This window comes from Aromatoleum sp., assembly GCF_035254505.1.
In the GTDB taxonomy this organism is placed as follows: Bacteria; Pseudomonadota; Gammaproteobacteria; order Burkholderiales; family Rhodocyclaceae; genus Aromatoleum.
This window is the reverse complement of sequence record NZ_DATFAO010000034.1, coordinates 34524-50292: the sequence shown is the minus strand read 5'-3', so window position 1 is coordinate 50292 and position 15769 is coordinate 34524. Positions and strand designations below refer to the sequence as shown.

Genomic DNA, 15769 nt, shown 5'->3' with positions numbered 1-15769 from the left:
CAGCAAAGGAAAGACACGATGAGCAATTCGCTTCTCCTCGAAGGCAAGGTCGCGATGATCTCCGGGGCCGCCTCTCCCCGCGGCATCGGCCTGGCCACTGCACGGATGTTCGCGGAGCACGGCGCGAAGGTCGTGGTGCTCGACCTCGACGAAAGGGCTGCCGCCGAGGCCGCCGCGTCGATCGGCCCCGAACACCGCGGCTACGGCTGCAACGTCGCCGACCGGGACGCGTGCCAGAAAGCAGCCGACCGCGCGGTCGCCGAGTTCGGCCGCATCGACATCCTGATCAACAACGCCGGCATCACCCAGCCGGTGAAGACGCTGGAGATCGACCCGGCGAGCTGGGACCGTATCCTCGACGTGAACCTGCGCGGCGTGCTGTACCTGTCGCAGGCCGTGATTCCGCAGATGAAGAAGCAGCAGTCCGGCTCCATCGCCTGCATGTCGTCGGTGTCGGCGCAGCGCGGCGGCGGCATCCTTGGAGGTCCGCACTACTCCGCGGCGAAAGCCGGCGTGTTGGGGCTCGCGAAGGCGATGGCGCGCGAATTCGGCCCGGACAACATCCGCGTCAATTGCGTCACGCCCGGCCTGATCGACACCGACATCACGAGCGGCAAGCTCGACGACGCGAAGAAGGCCGAGATCGCCGCGACGATCCCGCTCAACCGCCTCGGCAAGGCCGACGAAATCGCGGGCGCCTACCTGTTCCTCGCGTCCGAGCTGTCCGGCTACATCACCGGCGCCGTGATCGACGTGAACGGCGGCATGCTGATCCACGGTTGACCCGACCGACAACGACTAGAAAGATCCCCGCAAAGGAGGAGTGCATCATGACAATTCGCGACAACGACCGTAAGGTGATGGATCGCCGCACATTTCTGAAGACCGGCGCGACGATGGCCGCCGCGCTGCCGCTCTTCAGCATCTCCACCCGCCCGGCCTCGGCGGCCGAGTTCAACTACAAGCTCGCGACCGGGCAGGACCCGACGCACCCGGTCAACGTCCGCGCCCAGGAGGCGCTGAACCGCATCCGCGAGGCAAGCAATGGCCGCCTCGACATCAAGCTCTTCCCGGCGAATCAGCTCGGTTCCGACACCGACCTGCTGTCCCAGGTGCGCAGCGGCGGCATCGAATTCTTCAACCAGTCCTCGGCGGTCCTCGCGACGCTCCAGCCCGCGGCCGGCATTGTGAATACCGGCTTCGCCTTCCCCGACTACGACACCGTCTGGCGCGCGATGGACGGCGAACTCGGCAGCTTCATCCGCGGCAAGATCGGCGAATCTGGCCTCATCTCCGTCTGCCGCCCGTGGGACAACGGTTTCCGCCACGTCACCTCCTCGACGCGCGAGATCCGCAAGCCGGAAGACCTGAAAGGCTTCAAGATCCGCGTACCGCAGGCCCCGATGCTGACTTCGCTCTTCAAGGCGCTCGAAGCGGGTCCGGCGCCGATCAACTTCAACGAGTTGTACTCCGCGCTGCAGACGAAGGTCGTCGAGGGCCAGGAAAACCCGCTGCCGATCATCGCGACCGCCAAGCTCTACGAAGTGCAGAAGTCGATCAGCCTGACTTCGCACGTCTGGGACGGCTACTGGATCCTGGGCAACCGCCGCGCCTGGGAACGCTTGCCGGCCGACCTGCGCGCCATCGTCGAACGTGAGTTCGACCGCTCTGCCGCCGACCAGCGCGCCGACATCGCGCGCCTGTCCGCGGCCTTGCGCGAAGACCTGAAGGCCAAGGGCATCGCCTTCATCGATGTCGATCGCCAGGCCTTCCGCGCCGCGCTCGCCAAGACCAGCTTCTATGGCGACTGGAAAGCAAAGTACGGGGATCAGGCGTGGAGCCTGCTCGAGAAGTACGCCGGAAAACTGGGGTAATGCCATGGCCGCCGTTCTGCAAGTTCATGCGATAGAGCATCGGCATCCCGCCCTTGCGGTCATCGATGTCGCCATCAGCCGTGCGGTGGAAGTGGCGGCCGCGCTGCTGGTGGTAGCGGAAATCATCGTCCTGCTGACGGGGGTGACGAGCCGCTACCTCTTCCACACTCCCATCATCTGGACCGACGAGCTCGCCTCGATCCTGTTCCTGTGGCTGGCGATGCTCGGCGCAGTGGTCGCGCTGCGGCGCGGCGAGCACATGCGGATGACCGCACTGGTCGGCATGGTCCCGCCCAAGGTGCGCACCTTCCTCGAGACGCTCGCCATTGCGGCACCGGTCATCTTCCTGCTTCTGCTCATCCACCCCGCCGTGGAGTTCGCTCAGGAGGAGGCCTTCGTCACCACTCCGGCCCTCGAACTGTCGAACTCTTGGCGCGCAGCGGCCCTGCCGGTCGGATCGGTGCTGATGCTGGCGATGGCGGGCCTGAGGCTGCTCGGAGTGGAGGACTGGCGGTATGCGGTCGGCGCGCTCGGGGCCGTCGTGGCGCTCGCAGGCGTCATGATGCTGCTCGAACCCGTGCTGCGCGACCTCGGCAACCTCAACCTGCTGATCTTCTTCGTCGGCCTGGTCGCGCTGGGGGTGCTGTCCGGAGCGCCGATCGCCTTCTGCTTCGGCCTCGCGACGCTGGGCTATCTGGCGCTGACGACCGACACCCCTCTGCTGGTCGTCGTGGGGCGGATGGACGAAGGCATGTCACACCTGATTCTGCTGTCCGTGCCGCTCTTCGTCTTCCTCGGCCTGCTGATCGAGATGACAGGCATGGCGACGGCGATGGTGGCCTTCCTCGCGAGCCTGCTGGGCCACGTCCGCGGCGGCCTGTCCTACGTGCTGCTCGGAGCGATGTACCTCGTGTCCGGCATCTCGGGCTCCAAGGCGGCGGACATGGCTGCGGTTGCGCCCGTGCTTTTCCCCGAGATGAAGGCGCGCGGGGCCAAGGAAGGCGACCTCGTGGCGCTGCTCGCGGCGACCGGCGCGCAAACCGAGACGATCCCGCCCAGCCTCGTGCTCATCACACTGGGCTCGGTCACCGGCGTCTCGATCTCCGCCCTCTTCACCGGCGGCATGCTCCCGGGCGTAGTTCTCGCGATCACGCTGTGCGCGGTCGTGTGGTGGCGCTACCGCGGCGAGGACATGTCGAACGTGCGGCGTGCTACTCGTGCCGAGATCGGCAAGAAGCTCGTGATCGCGGTCCCCGCCCTTGCGCTGCCCTTCGTCATCCGCGCTGCGGTCGTCGAAGGTGTCGCGACGGCGACTGAGGTCTCCACGATCGGCATCGTCTATGCAGTGCTCGCAGGCCTCTTCATCTACCGCCAGTTCAAGTGGGCACGTCTGCTGCCGATGCTGATCGAGACGGCCGCCCTGTCCGGTGCGATCCTGTTAATCATCGGCACCGCGACGGGCATGGCCTGGGCCCTGACGCAGTCGGGCTTCTCGGCACAACTGGCGCAGGCGATGGCCGGACTGCCGGGCGGTGCAGCGATGTTCATGGCCGCGTCCATCCTCGCCTTCATCATCCTGGGCAGCGTGCTGGAGGGGATCCCCGCCATCGTGCTCTTCGGGCCCCTGCTCTTCCCGATCGCACGCCAGATGGGCATCAACGACGTGCAGTACGCGATGGTCGTGATCCTGTCGATGGGCATGGGCCTCTTCGCCCCGCCTTTCGGCGTCGGTTACTACGCCGCCTGCGCGATCAGCCGCATCCGTCCGGACGAAGGCATGAAGCCCATCGTCGGCTACATGGTCGCGCTGCTCGTCGGCCTGATCCTCGTCGCCGCGGTGCCCTGGATCTCGATCGGCTTCCTCGGCTGACCGTCCGCTCCCCCGCGCGCCCAAACTCCGCCACTCTCACCGGCACTTCCCGCAAGGGCGGTGCCGGTGCCACGTCCCCTGCCCATCAAAGCACACGCCCATGTTCTTCCAGATCGTCAGCATCGTCTTTCCGATCTTCGGGGTGATCGTCGTCGGCTACCTCTACGGCCGGCGGCGCCGCCCCGACATGATCGCGACCAACCAGGTCAACATGGACATCTTCGTTCCCGCGCTGATCTTCTCGGCGCTGGTCGGCCGCTCCTTCGAGTTCGCCGAAGTGCGGATGATCGCGATCGGCGGCGCACTCATCGTGCTGGGGTCCGGTCTGCTCGGCTGGCCGGTCGCCCGGCTCGCGGGCTGCTCGCCCAAGACGCTGCTGCCGCCGATGATGTTCAAGAACGCCGGGAACATGGGCCTGCCGCTCCTGCTGCTGGCCTTCGGGGACAAGGTGCTGCCGGCCGCCGTCATCCTGTTCCTGATCGAAAGCGTGATGCATTTTTCGATCGGCACCTACTGGCTCGGCCACAACGTGAACATCTGGCGCCTGTTCCGCGATCCGGTCTTCGCCGCGGGAACCGCCGGCGTGCTCGTCAGCATGTCGGGCGTCGCGCTGTGGCCGCCCTTCATGTCTGCGATGAAGATCATCGGCGACGTCTCCACCGGGCTGATGCTGTTTTCGCTGGGTGTGCGGCTGAACACCGCTCCTTTCGCGGAATGGCGAATCGGTGCAGTCGGCGCGATCGCGACGCCGGTCACCGGCATGCTGGTCGCGTGGGTGTTCTGCGTCGCATCCGGACTGTCGTCGGCGGAGAAGGACGTGCTGCTGCTCTTCGGCGCCCTGCCCCCGGCGGTCCTGAACTTCATGTTCGCCGAACGCTACGGGCAGGAACCGCAAAAGGTCGCGTCCATCGTGATCATGGGAAACCTGGCGGCGCTGGTCGCGATCTCGGCGGCCCTCGCGATTCGTCTCTCGTCATGAAAAAGACGCCCCGGCCTGCTGAAGCCGGGGCGGAAAGATTCGGTGGGAGCCGAGGAAATCCACTGGAGGTTGGGCCCACCGAACGAGAGGCGGAAGCGGATCTCAGAACGGCATCCACACTTGCGCGAGCAACGCGCGCGTCTCGGGCACGTTGCGGCCGTCGACGGTTTGCGAGAAGCCGACCGACCAGGTCACGGCATCCTTGTGCGTGACCATGACGCCGGCGCCGACGTTCCAGACATGGGAGCTGTTGTTTTCATTCCGCAGGTAATCGGTCGACAGGTAAGGCGTCACACGCATGTTCGACTGAGTGACGTTCTTGAAGTCGTAGCCGAGCCGCCCGTTCAGGTGGTACTCGTCCTTCGGCTTCGAGATCGAGCTCCACCGCGGGTCGGCCGTGTGGTAGCCGACGACCGCTTCGATGTTCCAGTTGTTGACGTTCAGGTCGTAGAAGCCGCGCAGGTAGTAGTCCCACATGTGGCTGTCGAGCTTGGAGCTGATCGAAAAGGGCGTGCCGATCAGGATATCGAAGCCGATCGTGCTGTCCGGGGTCGGCTTGGTCCAGCCCGTAAGGGCCGGGATCACGCTGCCGACGCCGGAGAGATTGAAGCCATTGGAATCCTTGATCCTCAGTTCATAGGTGTTGAGCGAGAACGCGAAGGCCCAACTCGACGCCGGATCGAACTTGAAGAAGTGCGGCAGGATCGTGAAACCGAAGATTGTGTCGGTGTCGACGCCGGTGTCGATGCGCTTGCCGCGGTCGTCATAGGCCTTGCTCGTCGAGTTGTAGAGCAGCGTCTGGCCGGGGAAGTTGAAGGGCTGGTCGAACTGCGTCGGCAGGTCCCAGTAGTGAGGCCGGTAGTGATGGCCGAGAACGATTTGCGCGTGGGCCGCGCCGGCGGCGCCGAGCGTCAGTCCGGCGATCGCTGCCGCCTTCATCAGCTGACGCTTCGAGCAATGGGTCTTTTTCATGTTCTCCTCCTTGAGCGGATGTAATGCGGGCCTTTTGCGGCCCTTCTTGGGAAAAAGGGGGCCCGTCCCACTCGCCGGGGCGAGTGGAGCGAGGGAATCGGTGACTGGAAGGGTTCGAGTGGCGCGTCAGGCGATTTGCATCGCCTGCCTGCGCTGCACAGCTTGCGAGAAGAAGCGCGACCCCCGGGCTACATGCGCCACAAAGTGATGAGGACTGACACCGTCAGCTGACCGCCGAGGCTGCGGCTTGCGTCTTAGCTCGGCTGTTCAGCGCATAGAGCGCCGCCCCGACCGCCGCGGTTGCCGGCGCCGACCAGGCCGCTACCGGTGCCGACGCCTGCAGCATCAGGATCCCGAACGCTGAGGAGACCAGCCACGTCCCGAGGGCGAAGTTCCCGTTCAACGGCGCCCGGCCAAGTTGGTCGCCCAAGGTCGCCGGGGTGTCCCGGGAATCGCGCATCGAGTAGATATGCACCAGCGCGATCGCCACCCAGGCCACGACGAACGTCCCCTGGTAGGCCAGCGCCTGCAGGATGAAGTGGAACACGTTCTGCAGCATCAGGAAGTAGACGATCACGCCGACGACGACCGCCCAGACCATCCGGTGCAGATAGAGGCCGAATGCCGACTGGAAGAAGGCCTCCATGTTCACTGACGACAGATAGAAGTTGGCCGTATTGATGCGGGTCTGGCTGACCCACACGAAGGCGAGACCCGCCAGCCCCATCAGCTTCAGCAAACCGAGCACGGCCGAGACTTCGCTGACGCCTCCTTCAAGCGGAATCGTCCCCGCGATGAAGAGGCCGACGAGGGCATTGACCAGGAAGGTAAAGGCATAGAACACGATGCCGAAGTTGACCTTGGCGTGATACTCCGTGTCCTCCGGGCGCCCCAACCGCGCGAAATCCCAGGTGTACATCATCAGGATCCAGACGCCCATGAAGTACGTGAAGCACTGCCACCAGCCGTCCTCAGGCGCTCCGCCGGCAGGCCCGAGTCGGAGCCAGGCATCGCTGTATCCATATTCCGCAAGTGCCATCCCGACGGCCAGCACGATCCCGATCAGGTAGAACGGCAGCAGGATTCCGTTGAACCGGTCGATAAAGTTCTGCACGCTGCCGAAGACCAGCGGCACGCTGTAGCAGACGACGACGAGGTAGGCCCACTTCAGCTCCAGGCCCGGCCAATAGGCATTGATCGCCACCGCGATCACCGAGCCCTCGAACACGGCGTAGTAGATCGCCGTGGCACAGAAGATCAGCGTTGCGAGACGCGCGCCGACCTTGCCGAACACGAGCTGGGAGAACTGCGCGACCGACAGGCCGGTGCGAATCGAAAACCGCGTGATCGCGGCGTTGATGACCGCAAATGCCACCGTCGACAGCGCGAGCCCGATGAGGACGTTCTTCGTGCCCAGCGTGAGGGCCAGCGTCGCGGGCACCATCAGCCAGAACATCGCGCTGCACAGCGCCCACCAGGCCATTGTCAGCCCGCCCTTGCCCATCCGCTCGTTGTGCGGAACCGGTATCGCCGCGAAGTCCTCGTGGTCCTCGTTCGGGCTTAGTTCAATCTTGGTCGTCACAGTGGTCTCCTTTGTGTGGTTTCGTTTTTTTGCGCCTGGGCGTGCGGACCCGATGAGCGTGGGCGCGCCACCGGTCCTTGCCGTCGCCCCGATCGAAATCGCGAGCAAAAGCGTCCCCGTGGCGGCCCGAGCCGCATGTCCCAGCTGTGTCTCTTTAGGTTTTGTTGTCCGCGCTGCGCTACGTCGCGGGGCTGCTTCAGGCGGCGACTGCTTCTGCTTCGGCTGCCGCGAGGCCTGAACTCGCTGCGGCCACCTCTCTGTCTTCGAGCACATACACGCCGCTCGCATCGAGCGACGCGACCCATCCGGGCTCGATGACGATCGAGGTCGTGACCTCCTCGATCACCCCCGGACCCTGAATCTGCATTCCCGGCTCGATACCTTCGTCGTCATAGACCGGCGCGAGCACGCTGCGGATCGCAGCGCCGTGGCCGAACACCATCTGCCGATGCTCCTTCACCGGCGCGGCCGACGACACCTGCTGCGACACCACGCTCGCCGTCTTCAGTGGTGGCACGACGCCCGACACCGTCGTCTCGATGTTGACGATCTCGACGACGCCTTCCGGCTCGCAATACGTGAAAAGCTCCTGATGCCGCTGGTCGAAGCGGCGACGGATCTCCTTGAAACTCTCGGCATTGACCGACATCAGGCCGATATCGACCGTGCATTCGTGCACCTGGCCGAGATAGCGCATGTCGACCGAACGCTCGATACGGATGTCCCGCGTCTTGAAGCCCTCGGCCTGCAGCGCGCAGATCGCTTCGCGTTCGAGGTCATGGAAGCGCTGGTCGATGCGTTCCCAGTCGGCATGCGGCCCGACGCGCATCGGGCAGGCCGACATCTTCGTGTACTTCACGTTCGAAAGGATCTGGCCGAAGGCGCACAGCCCGGACGCGAGCTTCGGCACCAGCACCTTCTTGACGCCGATCTCGCGCGCGAGCGACGCGATGTGCAGTGCCGTCGCCCCGCCCGCCCCGATCAGCACGAAATCGCGCGGATCGTAGCCCCGCTCCACCGACACGCGGCGGATGCCATTCACCATGTTGTTATTGACGATGTTGAAGATGCCGTGCGCCGCGTGTTCGACCGAGATGCCGAGCGGCTTCGCGATCTTCTCCTCGATCGCCCGCCGCGCTGCCCCCCCGTCGATCTTCACGCGCCCGCCGAGCAGGTAGGACGGATTGAGGTAGCCGAGCACGACGTTCGCATCCGTCACCGTCGGCAACTCGCCGCCTCGCATGTAGCACACCGGCCCCGGATTCGCACCCGCGCTCTGCGGCCCGACGTTGAGCAGGCCCATCGAGTCGATCCACGCGATCGAACCGCCACCCGCCCCCAGCGTCTCGACCTGGATCATCGGCGTGCCGATGCGGTAGCGCAGGAAGTCGATGTTCTTGCTGAGGTTGGTCTTGCCGTCCTTCGTCAGCGTGATGTCGAAGGAGGTGCCGCCCATGTCGACGGTGATGATGTTCTTGATGCCCAAGGGCCCCGCGACGTGCATGCCCGCGGTCGGCGCCGATGCCGGCCCGGAGTTGATCGCATTGACCGCCCTCGACGCCATCACGTCGCGCGCCGCCATGCCGCCATTCGACTGGTAGTAGCGGATCGGCGCCGTCACGCCGAGGCCGACGAAGAAGTCGTCGATGCGGCGCACATAGCGCTCCAGCACCGGCCCGAGGTAGGCATTCACGACCGCCGTCGAAGTCCGCGTGTACTCGCGCATCTGCGGGAAGACCTCGATGCCGACCGACACATACACGTCCGGCAGCATCTCGCGCACGATCTCCGCGGCGCGCCGCTCATGCACGTCGTTCGCGACCGACCACACGAAGGACAGCGCCACGGCCTCGACGCCCTCGGTACGGAAGCGCTCGCAGGCCGCGCGCACGTCGTCCTCGTTCAGCGGCGTCTGCACCGTGCCGTCGGAGAGCACACGCTCGCGCACCCCATGGCGCAGATAGCGCGGCACCAGCATCGTCGCCGGCGGATACTTCGCGTCGTAACGGTAGCCCTCTTCCTTGTGGCCGAGCCGGATCTCGATCGAGTCCTCGTGCCCCGCCGTGCAGATCAGCCCGGTCTTGACCCCCTTAAGCTGGATTAGCGCATTGAGCGCGACCGTCGTGCCGTTCACCAGCAGGTCGCAGTTATTCAGGATCTCCGGGATCGGCAGCCCGAGCGCTTCGGAAATCTGCTGCAGCCCGTCGGCGATCGCCTTCGTGCCGTCCTCGGGCGTCGAAGTCGCCTTGAAGAGCTTGACTTGGCCCTGGTCGTCGGCCAACACGAAATCGGTAAAAGTGCCCCCGGCGTCGATGCCCAGGCGGAAACGTTTGCTCATTGCTGTTCTCCTCTCTCTTCTTGTCAGATCGCCGCTGCGCGCAGGCGCTTGGTCTCGTCAGCCATCACGCTGAAATCCTCGGGCGACACGGCCACGCCGTAGTCCTTGCGCGCCGCCTCGAAGGACACGAAGCCGTTGCGCACATCGGACGCGACCTGCTCGGGATCGCGATCGAAGGCATTGCCCCAGCCGCCGCCGCCCGGATTGATCGCCGCGACCCGCTGGCCGTCCTGGATCTTCAGCACGACGTTCTTCCTCAGCGTGTCGGTCACCTTCTCGCCGACCTTCAGGTCGATGCGCGCGAGCTTGCTGTCGAGCACATGGTTGTGCGCCCCGTTCGCGCCCAGCGAGGCGTACTTGCGCCCCTCGCCGAAGCTCACGACCGTCATCTCGTGGCCGATCGGCTCGACCTCCCACTCGGTCGCGCAGCCGCCGCGATACTTGCCCGCGCCACCGCTGTCCTGCACCAGCCCGTAGCGGTGGATCACGATCGGATAGGAGTATTCGAGGATCTCGATGTCGCCCGAGGTCAGCGCGCCGAAGCAGCACTGCGGTCCGCAAGCGTGCCAGCCGTCCATGTGCGCCGTCGCGCCCGCCCCGGAGATCAGCGACGCGAGCACCATCGTCACGTACTCCTCGTTGTTGCGCGCATCGAACCCGGCGATGTTGATGCCGCTCGCGTGGCCCCACGAGCCCACGGCGCGCTCGGGCGCCGCCTTCTCCAGCGCGAGACGCACCGCATCGGCGAGGGTTTCCATCGGCGTCGTCGTGCAATTCACATGCGGTGCCGGTTCCACCGCATTGCACAGCGTCCCCTTGGGACCCAGATCGACCGTGATGCAGCGATACAGCCCCTCGTTGTACGGCGGATCGACCTGAGTGAACATCATCAGTCCGAGGAACACGCCCGAGATCGAGTTGCCCTCGTAGGAGTTGATGAAATACGGGATCTGCGGCGGGCTCGAAATCGCGATTGCACACTCGTCGCCCTTGATCGTCACCGACGCCGAGATCGTGATGTCGCCGAAGCCGTGACCGGCATCCTCCAGCACCGCGCTCGCGGCGTAGGTCCCGTCCGGCACCGCGCGGATGATCTCGCGCATGTGGCGGTCCGCCATGTTCATCAGCTCGTCGATGCAGTCGCGCACCGTCTGCACGCCGTACTTGTCGAGCAACGCGATCAGGTTGCGCTCGCCGACCGTCACCGCCCCCAGCTGCGCGCGCAGATCGCCTTCCTGATCGCGGCGCGAACGCACGTTGGCGAGGTAGAAATTGACGACGTCCTTGCGCTGCCGCCCTTTCTCCCAGAATTTCACGGGCGGGATGCGCAGCCCTTCGGCGTAGATCTCCTTCGCATCGGGGTTGTAGCCCGCCGGCACCGGCCCGCCGATGTCCGTGACGTGGCCCTTGCACACCGTCCAGAACACCAGCTCGCCCTGATAGAACACCGGCTTGTACATGCAGCAGTCGAGGATGTGGCTCCCCATGCTGCCCGGGTCGTTGTGATAGATCACGTCGCCTTCGTGGATGTCGTCGCCGAAATAGGCGGCGACATACTTCATCGCCGGGATCAGGCTGCCCAGATGAATCGGGATGTCCTGACCCTGCAGGATCATCTCCGGCCGGTGGTTGAAGATCGCGTTGCTATAGTCGTGCGCGACGTTGAACACGCTGGAGCGCGCCGTCTTCTCGAGCGTCAGCGTCATCTCGCGCTGCGTCGTCTCCAGCACGCCGCGAACGACGGCCAGGGTGATCGGATCGACCTTTCTCGTCATTGCCTCTTCTCCATTCCCTCTCACGGGGTTGAGTTGTCGTGAGTGAAGAGTAAGTCGGAGGCAGATGGGCTTACAGATACACGACGTCGATGATCGGAGCGGGGTGTACTGCCGGCGGGGGCAGTACACCCGTCGCGCTGCCGTACCTGCTGCGGGATCTGAAGATCGATCGCCCCGATCAGGTGTGGGCCGCCGCCCGGAGAAGCCGACGGACGCTCTCATGCCGGTCGGCGGACGTTAGAATGTGCCCTCAAGCTATCGGCGACGCCGGCAGTCTCGGATTGCTGTCGCCGGGAAGCTGACGCCAAGGCACGCCCCCCCATCAGCTGCGTTGCCGGGCCGACTACTGTCCAAGACAGTCCAGTACCGCCACTGCCAACAACGGGGGGCCGCCGCGCAGGTGCTACTTGACGAATGACCCGGGTATCGACCGCCGTCTGCCTGGGACGCAAAGAGGGGGTAAGAATGACCGATCACATGCCTGACGACCTGTCTGCCGCCGGTAGGGACATGAGGGCCTACACCGACGACCTGCGTCCTCGGCACGGCGTGGTGCGCAACGTCGATGGGGAGTGGGTGCTGCTGAGGCACGAACTGGTCGTGCTGGCCGCGCTGAGGGATGATCTCTTCTCCAGCGCGGTGTCGAGCCATCTCCATATCCCGAACGGCCTGGATTCGACCGAGCATACGGCATACCGGGAGCCCCTGGACCGCTTCCTCACCCCGGAGGCGCTCGCCGCCTTCCATGACAGATTTCGTCAGGTGGCGGCCGACCTGGTCGCGTCGCTGCCCAGGGACGTTGCCGTCGACGCGGTGTCCCAAGTGGGCGTCCGGTTTGCCGTTCGAGCGCAAAGCGCGTGGCTGGGCTGGCCGGCTGATCTCGAAGATCGCCTCGTGGCCTGGGTTGCCGAGAATCATGCCGCGACACGCTCGGGAGACCGGTCCTGGATGCGGCAGGTGGCGGAGTCATTCGACGAGCTCATCCGGTCTGTCCTCGAACCGCGCCGCGGCGCCGCACGCGACGACGACGAGACTCACGATGTCACCACCCAGCTCATGAGGACCAAAGTGAACGGCCGGCCCCTGACCGACGCGGAGATCGTGTCGGTTCTGCGGAATTGGACGGGTGGGGACCTAGGCTCCATCGCGCAGTGTGTCGGCGTATTGGTTCATCACCTGGCGACGCACCCCGCTGTCCAGGATCGTCTGCGCGCCGGCGTATCTGACGCCGAGATCGATGCCATCATCAACGAGATCCTTCGGATCGACGATCCGTTCTTGTCCAATCGCCGCGTGACGACGTGCCCCGTCACGATCGGGGGGGTGGAATTGCCGCAAGGGGCACGCGTGAAGCTGAACTGGACGTCGGCAAACCGGGACGAGGCGGCCTTCGGCGACCCGGACGCCATGGATCCCCAGCGCAACGCCGATCGAAACCTGGTCTACGGCATCGGAAGGCACGCCTGCCCCGGGCGCTGGCTCGCGACGCTGGAAATGCGCATCGCGTTAAAAGAACTCCTCGCCGCAACGTCGTCGATTGCACTGGAGCAACAGCAGCCTGCCGAGCGGGCCGTGTCTCCAGTGGGCGGGTGGGCCAAGGTGCCGGTCGTGTTGGCGTAGCGCCACCCGACGGTATAACCGCCATCAACCACAATTTCTTGTCCGTAGATATTCTTGGCCGCGTCGGAGGCGAGAAAAACGGAAGTCTCGGCAATGTCTTCCGGTTGCCCGAAAGCCCCCGGCAGGAGTCGAGCAGTGATCTTTTCAGCCACCGTCCCGAGTATTTCGGGCGGCAGCCCGACCGTTCCCCAAAGAGGTAAGCCGGGAAGCCGACGTGGGACTCGCGCAATCCCTGCGCTCCAAAGGTCGTCCCGGGGCCCGGGAATACGAACAAGAATCGTGGCGATGAAAAACAATTCTCACCGATTCACATCAAGCATGCCACCGAAGCCCGGCTTACCGGCTCGCCATCGGTGCGGCAACTCGCCGACCTGGTAAGGGAACTGCAGCAGCTCGAAGAAACCTTGAACGCCCACGAGGACGGCTGGCTGCAGCTTTCCGAGGAGATCGAAGCGGCAAGCCAAGTCGACACTCGAACTGCCGGGGAGCACGTCTTTTCGACCCGAAAACGGCGATAATAGCGGCCAATTCGTTTTGAACGCCTTATTGGATTCCCCCATGGAAATCAAGGTCAATTTTCTCGACAAGCTTCGCCTTGAAGCCAAGTTCGATGACTTCACCGTAATCGCCGACCAGCCTATCCGCTACAAGGGCGACGGCTCGGCCCCGGGTCCGTTTGATTACTTTCTGGCTTCATCGGCTTTGTGTGCGGCTTACTTTGTGAAGTTGTACTGCGACACGCGCAATATTCCGACCGAAAACATCCGGCTGTCGCAGAACAACATTGTCGATCCGGAAAACCGCTACAAGCAGATTTTCAAAATTCAGGTCGAATTGCCGGAGGATATCTCGGCCAAAGACCGGGAAGGCATTTTGCGCTCCATCGACCGTTGTACGGTGAAGAAGGTGGTGCAAACCGGGCCCGAGTTCGTCATCGAGGAGGTCGAAAATCTGGATGCCGACGCCCAGTCCTTGCTGACGCTGAATCCGGATTCTGAAACAAGCACTTATATCGTCGGAAAGGATCTGCCGCTGGAGCAGACCATCGCCAATATGTCGGGGGTTTTGGCGGGTTTGGGCATCAAGATCGAAATCGCTTCGTGGCGCAATCTGGTTCCCAATGTGTGGTCACTGCATATCCGCGATGCGCACTCGTCGATGTGTTTTACCAACGGCAAGGGAGCGACCAAGGAAAGCGCCTTGGCATCAGCGTTGGGCGAATTTATCGAGCGGATGAATTGCAATCATTTCTACAACGACCAATTTTGGGGGGAAGACATAGCCAACGCGGCGTTCGTGCATTACCCGAATGAGCGCTGGTTTAGACCTGGCCGCAAGGATTCGCTGCCGGCTGAAATTCTCGACGAGTACTGCCTGAAGATTTACAACCCCGATGGCGAGTTGCGTGCCTCGCATTTGTACGACACCAACTCCGGTAATGTGCAGCGCGGCATCTGTTCCCTGCCGTATGTACGCCAGTCGGACGGCGAGGTGGTGTATTTCCCGTCCAACCTGATCGACAACCTGTTTCTCAGCAACGGCATGAGTGCCGGCAATACGCTGGCTGAGGCGCAGGTGCAATGCCTGTCGGAAATTTTCGAACGGGCGGTCAAACGCGAAATTCTGGAAGGTGAAATCGCGCTGCCCGATGTGCCGCAAGAGGTGCTGGCGAAATACCCCGGTATTCTGGCCGGCATTGAGGAGCTGGAAAAACAGGGCTTTCCGGTGCTGGTGAAGGATGCGTCGCTGGGCGGGGAGTTCCCGGTGATGTGCGTCACCTTGATGAACCCGCGCACCGGCGGTGTGTTTGCCTCCTTCGGGGCACATCCCAGTCTGGAGGTGGCGCTGGAACGCAGCCTGACCGAGTTGCTGCAGGGGCGCAGTTTTGAAGGCCTGAACGATTTACCTCGGCCTACCTTTGAAAGCAACGCCGTCACCGAACCGAATAACTTCGTTGAACACTTCATCGATTCCAGCGGCGTGGTGTCGTGGCGCTTTTTCAGCGCCAAAGCGGATTACGGCTTTGTCGAGTGGGATTTTTCCGGCCGGGGAGAAAACTCCAATACCGACGAAGCCGCAACCTTGTTCGGCATTCTCGAAGAGATGGGCAAAGAAGTGTACATGGCGGTGTATGACCAGCTCGGCGCCACGGCCTGCCGCATTTTGGTGCCGGGTTATTCGGAAATTTATCCGGTCGAGGATTTGATCTGGGATAACACCAACAAGGCGCTGCAGTTTCGCGACGATATCCTGAACTTGCATGGCCTCGACGATGCCGGCCTGGAAGCACTGCTGGAACGTCTGGAAGACAGTGAGCTGGATGATTACACCGACATCATCACTTTGATCGGCATCGAGTTTGACGAAAATACGGCCTGGGGTCAGCTGACGATTCTGGAGTTGAAGCTGCTGATTCAGCTCGCTTTGCGGCAGTTTGAAGCGATGAAAGAGCTGGTGGAGGCTTACCTCCAGTACAACGAAAACACGGTCGAGCGCGGATTGTTCTATCAGGCCTTGAATGTGGTGCTGGAGGTACTGCTCGACGACGACCTGGAACTGGACGATTACGTGGTCAATTTCCGCCGGATGTTTGGCAACCCGCGCATGGATGCGGTGTTGGGGTCGGTGGACGGCAGCGTGCGCTTCTTCGGTTTAACGCCAACGAACAAGAAACTGGAAGGGCTCGATCGGCACCAGCGCCTGATCGATAGCTACAAGAAATTGCACATGGCGCGGGCCAAAATGGCGGCTTGATCCAG

General features: G+C 63.6%; 11 protein-coding genes and 1 pseudogene. 6 read left to right on the top strand and 6 right to left on the bottom strand.

Translation table 11 applies throughout. The features are described from left to right. Nucleotides 1-18: 18 nt before the first annotated feature. From VJ673_RS05830 to VJ673_RS05815, 4 genes are all read left to right on the top strand, one after another. Complete coding sequence (locus VJ673_RS05830; RefSeq protein ID WP_324125109.1) at nt 19-783, top strand: SDR family NAD(P)-dependent oxidoreductase; 765 nt, start codon at nt 19-21, stop codon at nt 781-783. A gap of 47 nt (nt 784-830) precedes the next feature. After that, nucleotides 831-1874, top strand: coding sequence for a TRAP transporter substrate-binding protein (locus VJ673_RS05825; RefSeq protein WP_324125108.1), 1044 nt, complete (start codon nt 831-833; stop codon nt 1872-1874). Between the two features lie 4 nt (nt 1875-1878). After that, on the top strand, nt 1879-3744 hold the full coding sequence (locus tag VJ673_RS05820) for a TRAP transporter large permease (RefSeq protein ID WP_324125107.1): 1866 nt from the start codon (nt 1879-1881) through the stop codon (nt 3742-3744). Between the two features lie 100 nt (nt 3745-3844). Beyond that, entirely contained in the window at nt 3845-4723 is an 879-nt protein-coding gene (locus VJ673_RS05815) for an AEC family transporter (protein ID WP_324125106.1), read from the top strand. Between the two features lie 102 nt (nt 4724-4825). Here VJ673_RS05815 and VJ673_RS05810 read toward each other — a convergent pair whose 3' ends face one another. The 4 genes from VJ673_RS05810 to capB all read right to left on the bottom strand — a co-directional run bounded on the left by VJ673_RS05810 (nt 4826) and on the right by capB (nt 11390). Continuing rightward, nucleotides 4826-5695 (bottom strand): transporter family protein, encoded by an 870-nt coding sequence (locus VJ673_RS05810; protein WP_324125105.1) that lies wholly within the window; start codon nt 5693-5695, stop codon nt 4826-4828. 223 nt (nt 5696-5918) lie between these two features. Next, complete coding sequence (locus VJ673_RS05805; RefSeq protein ID WP_324125104.1) at nt 5919-7277, bottom strand: purine-cytosine permease family protein; 1359 nt, start codon at nt 7275-7277, stop codon at nt 5919-5921. A 196-nt stretch (nt 7278-7473) separates the two neighbouring features. After that, the gene (gene capA, locus VJ673_RS05800; protein ID WP_324125103.1) at nt 7474-9615 is read right to left on the bottom strand and encodes a caprolactamase subunit alpha; all 2142 of its coding nucleotides are present in this window, start codon (nt 9613-9615) and stop codon (nt 7474-7476) included. Between the two features lie 23 nt (nt 9616-9638). Next, nucleotides 9639-11390 carry a caprolactamase subunit beta gene (capB, locus tag VJ673_RS05795; protein ID WP_324125102.1) on the bottom strand — a complete coding sequence of 584 codons (1752 nt, stop codon included), beginning with the start codon at nt 11388-11390 and terminating at the stop codon, nt 9639-9641. Between the two features lie 465 nt (nt 11391-11855). Here capB and VJ673_RS05790 point away from each other — a divergent pair, with 465 nt between their 5' ends. Next, nucleotides 11856-13010, top strand: a complete 1155-nt coding sequence (locus tag VJ673_RS05790; RefSeq protein WP_324125101.1) for a cytochrome P450 — start codon at nt 11856-11858, stop codon at nt 13008-13010. A 23-nt stretch (nt 13011-13033) separates the two neighbouring features. On the opposite strand, the pseudogene VJ673_RS05785 reads toward VJ673_RS05790, so the two are convergent. Both VJ673_RS05785 and VJ673_RS05780 read right to left on the bottom strand, forming a co-directional pair. Next, nucleotides 13034-13162: pseudogene (locus VJ673_RS05785) on the bottom strand (SDR family oxidoreductase); the annotation flags it as partial. A gap of 147 nt (nt 13163-13309) precedes the next feature. Continuing rightward, nucleotides 13310-13585, bottom strand: a complete 276-nt coding sequence (locus VJ673_RS05780; RefSeq protein ID WP_324125100.1) for a hypothetical protein — start codon at nt 13583-13585, stop codon at nt 13310-13312. Here VJ673_RS05780 and VJ673_RS05775 point away from each other — a divergent pair. Further along, nucleotides 13569-15764 (top strand): OsmC domain/YcaO domain-containing protein, encoded by a 2196-nt coding sequence (locus tag VJ673_RS05775; RefSeq protein ID WP_324125099.1) that lies wholly within the window; start codon nt 13569-13571, stop codon nt 15762-15764. The two genes, VJ673_RS05780 and VJ673_RS05775, sit on opposite strands and share 17 nt — an antisense overlap. Nucleotides 15765-15769 lie beyond the last annotated feature (5 nt).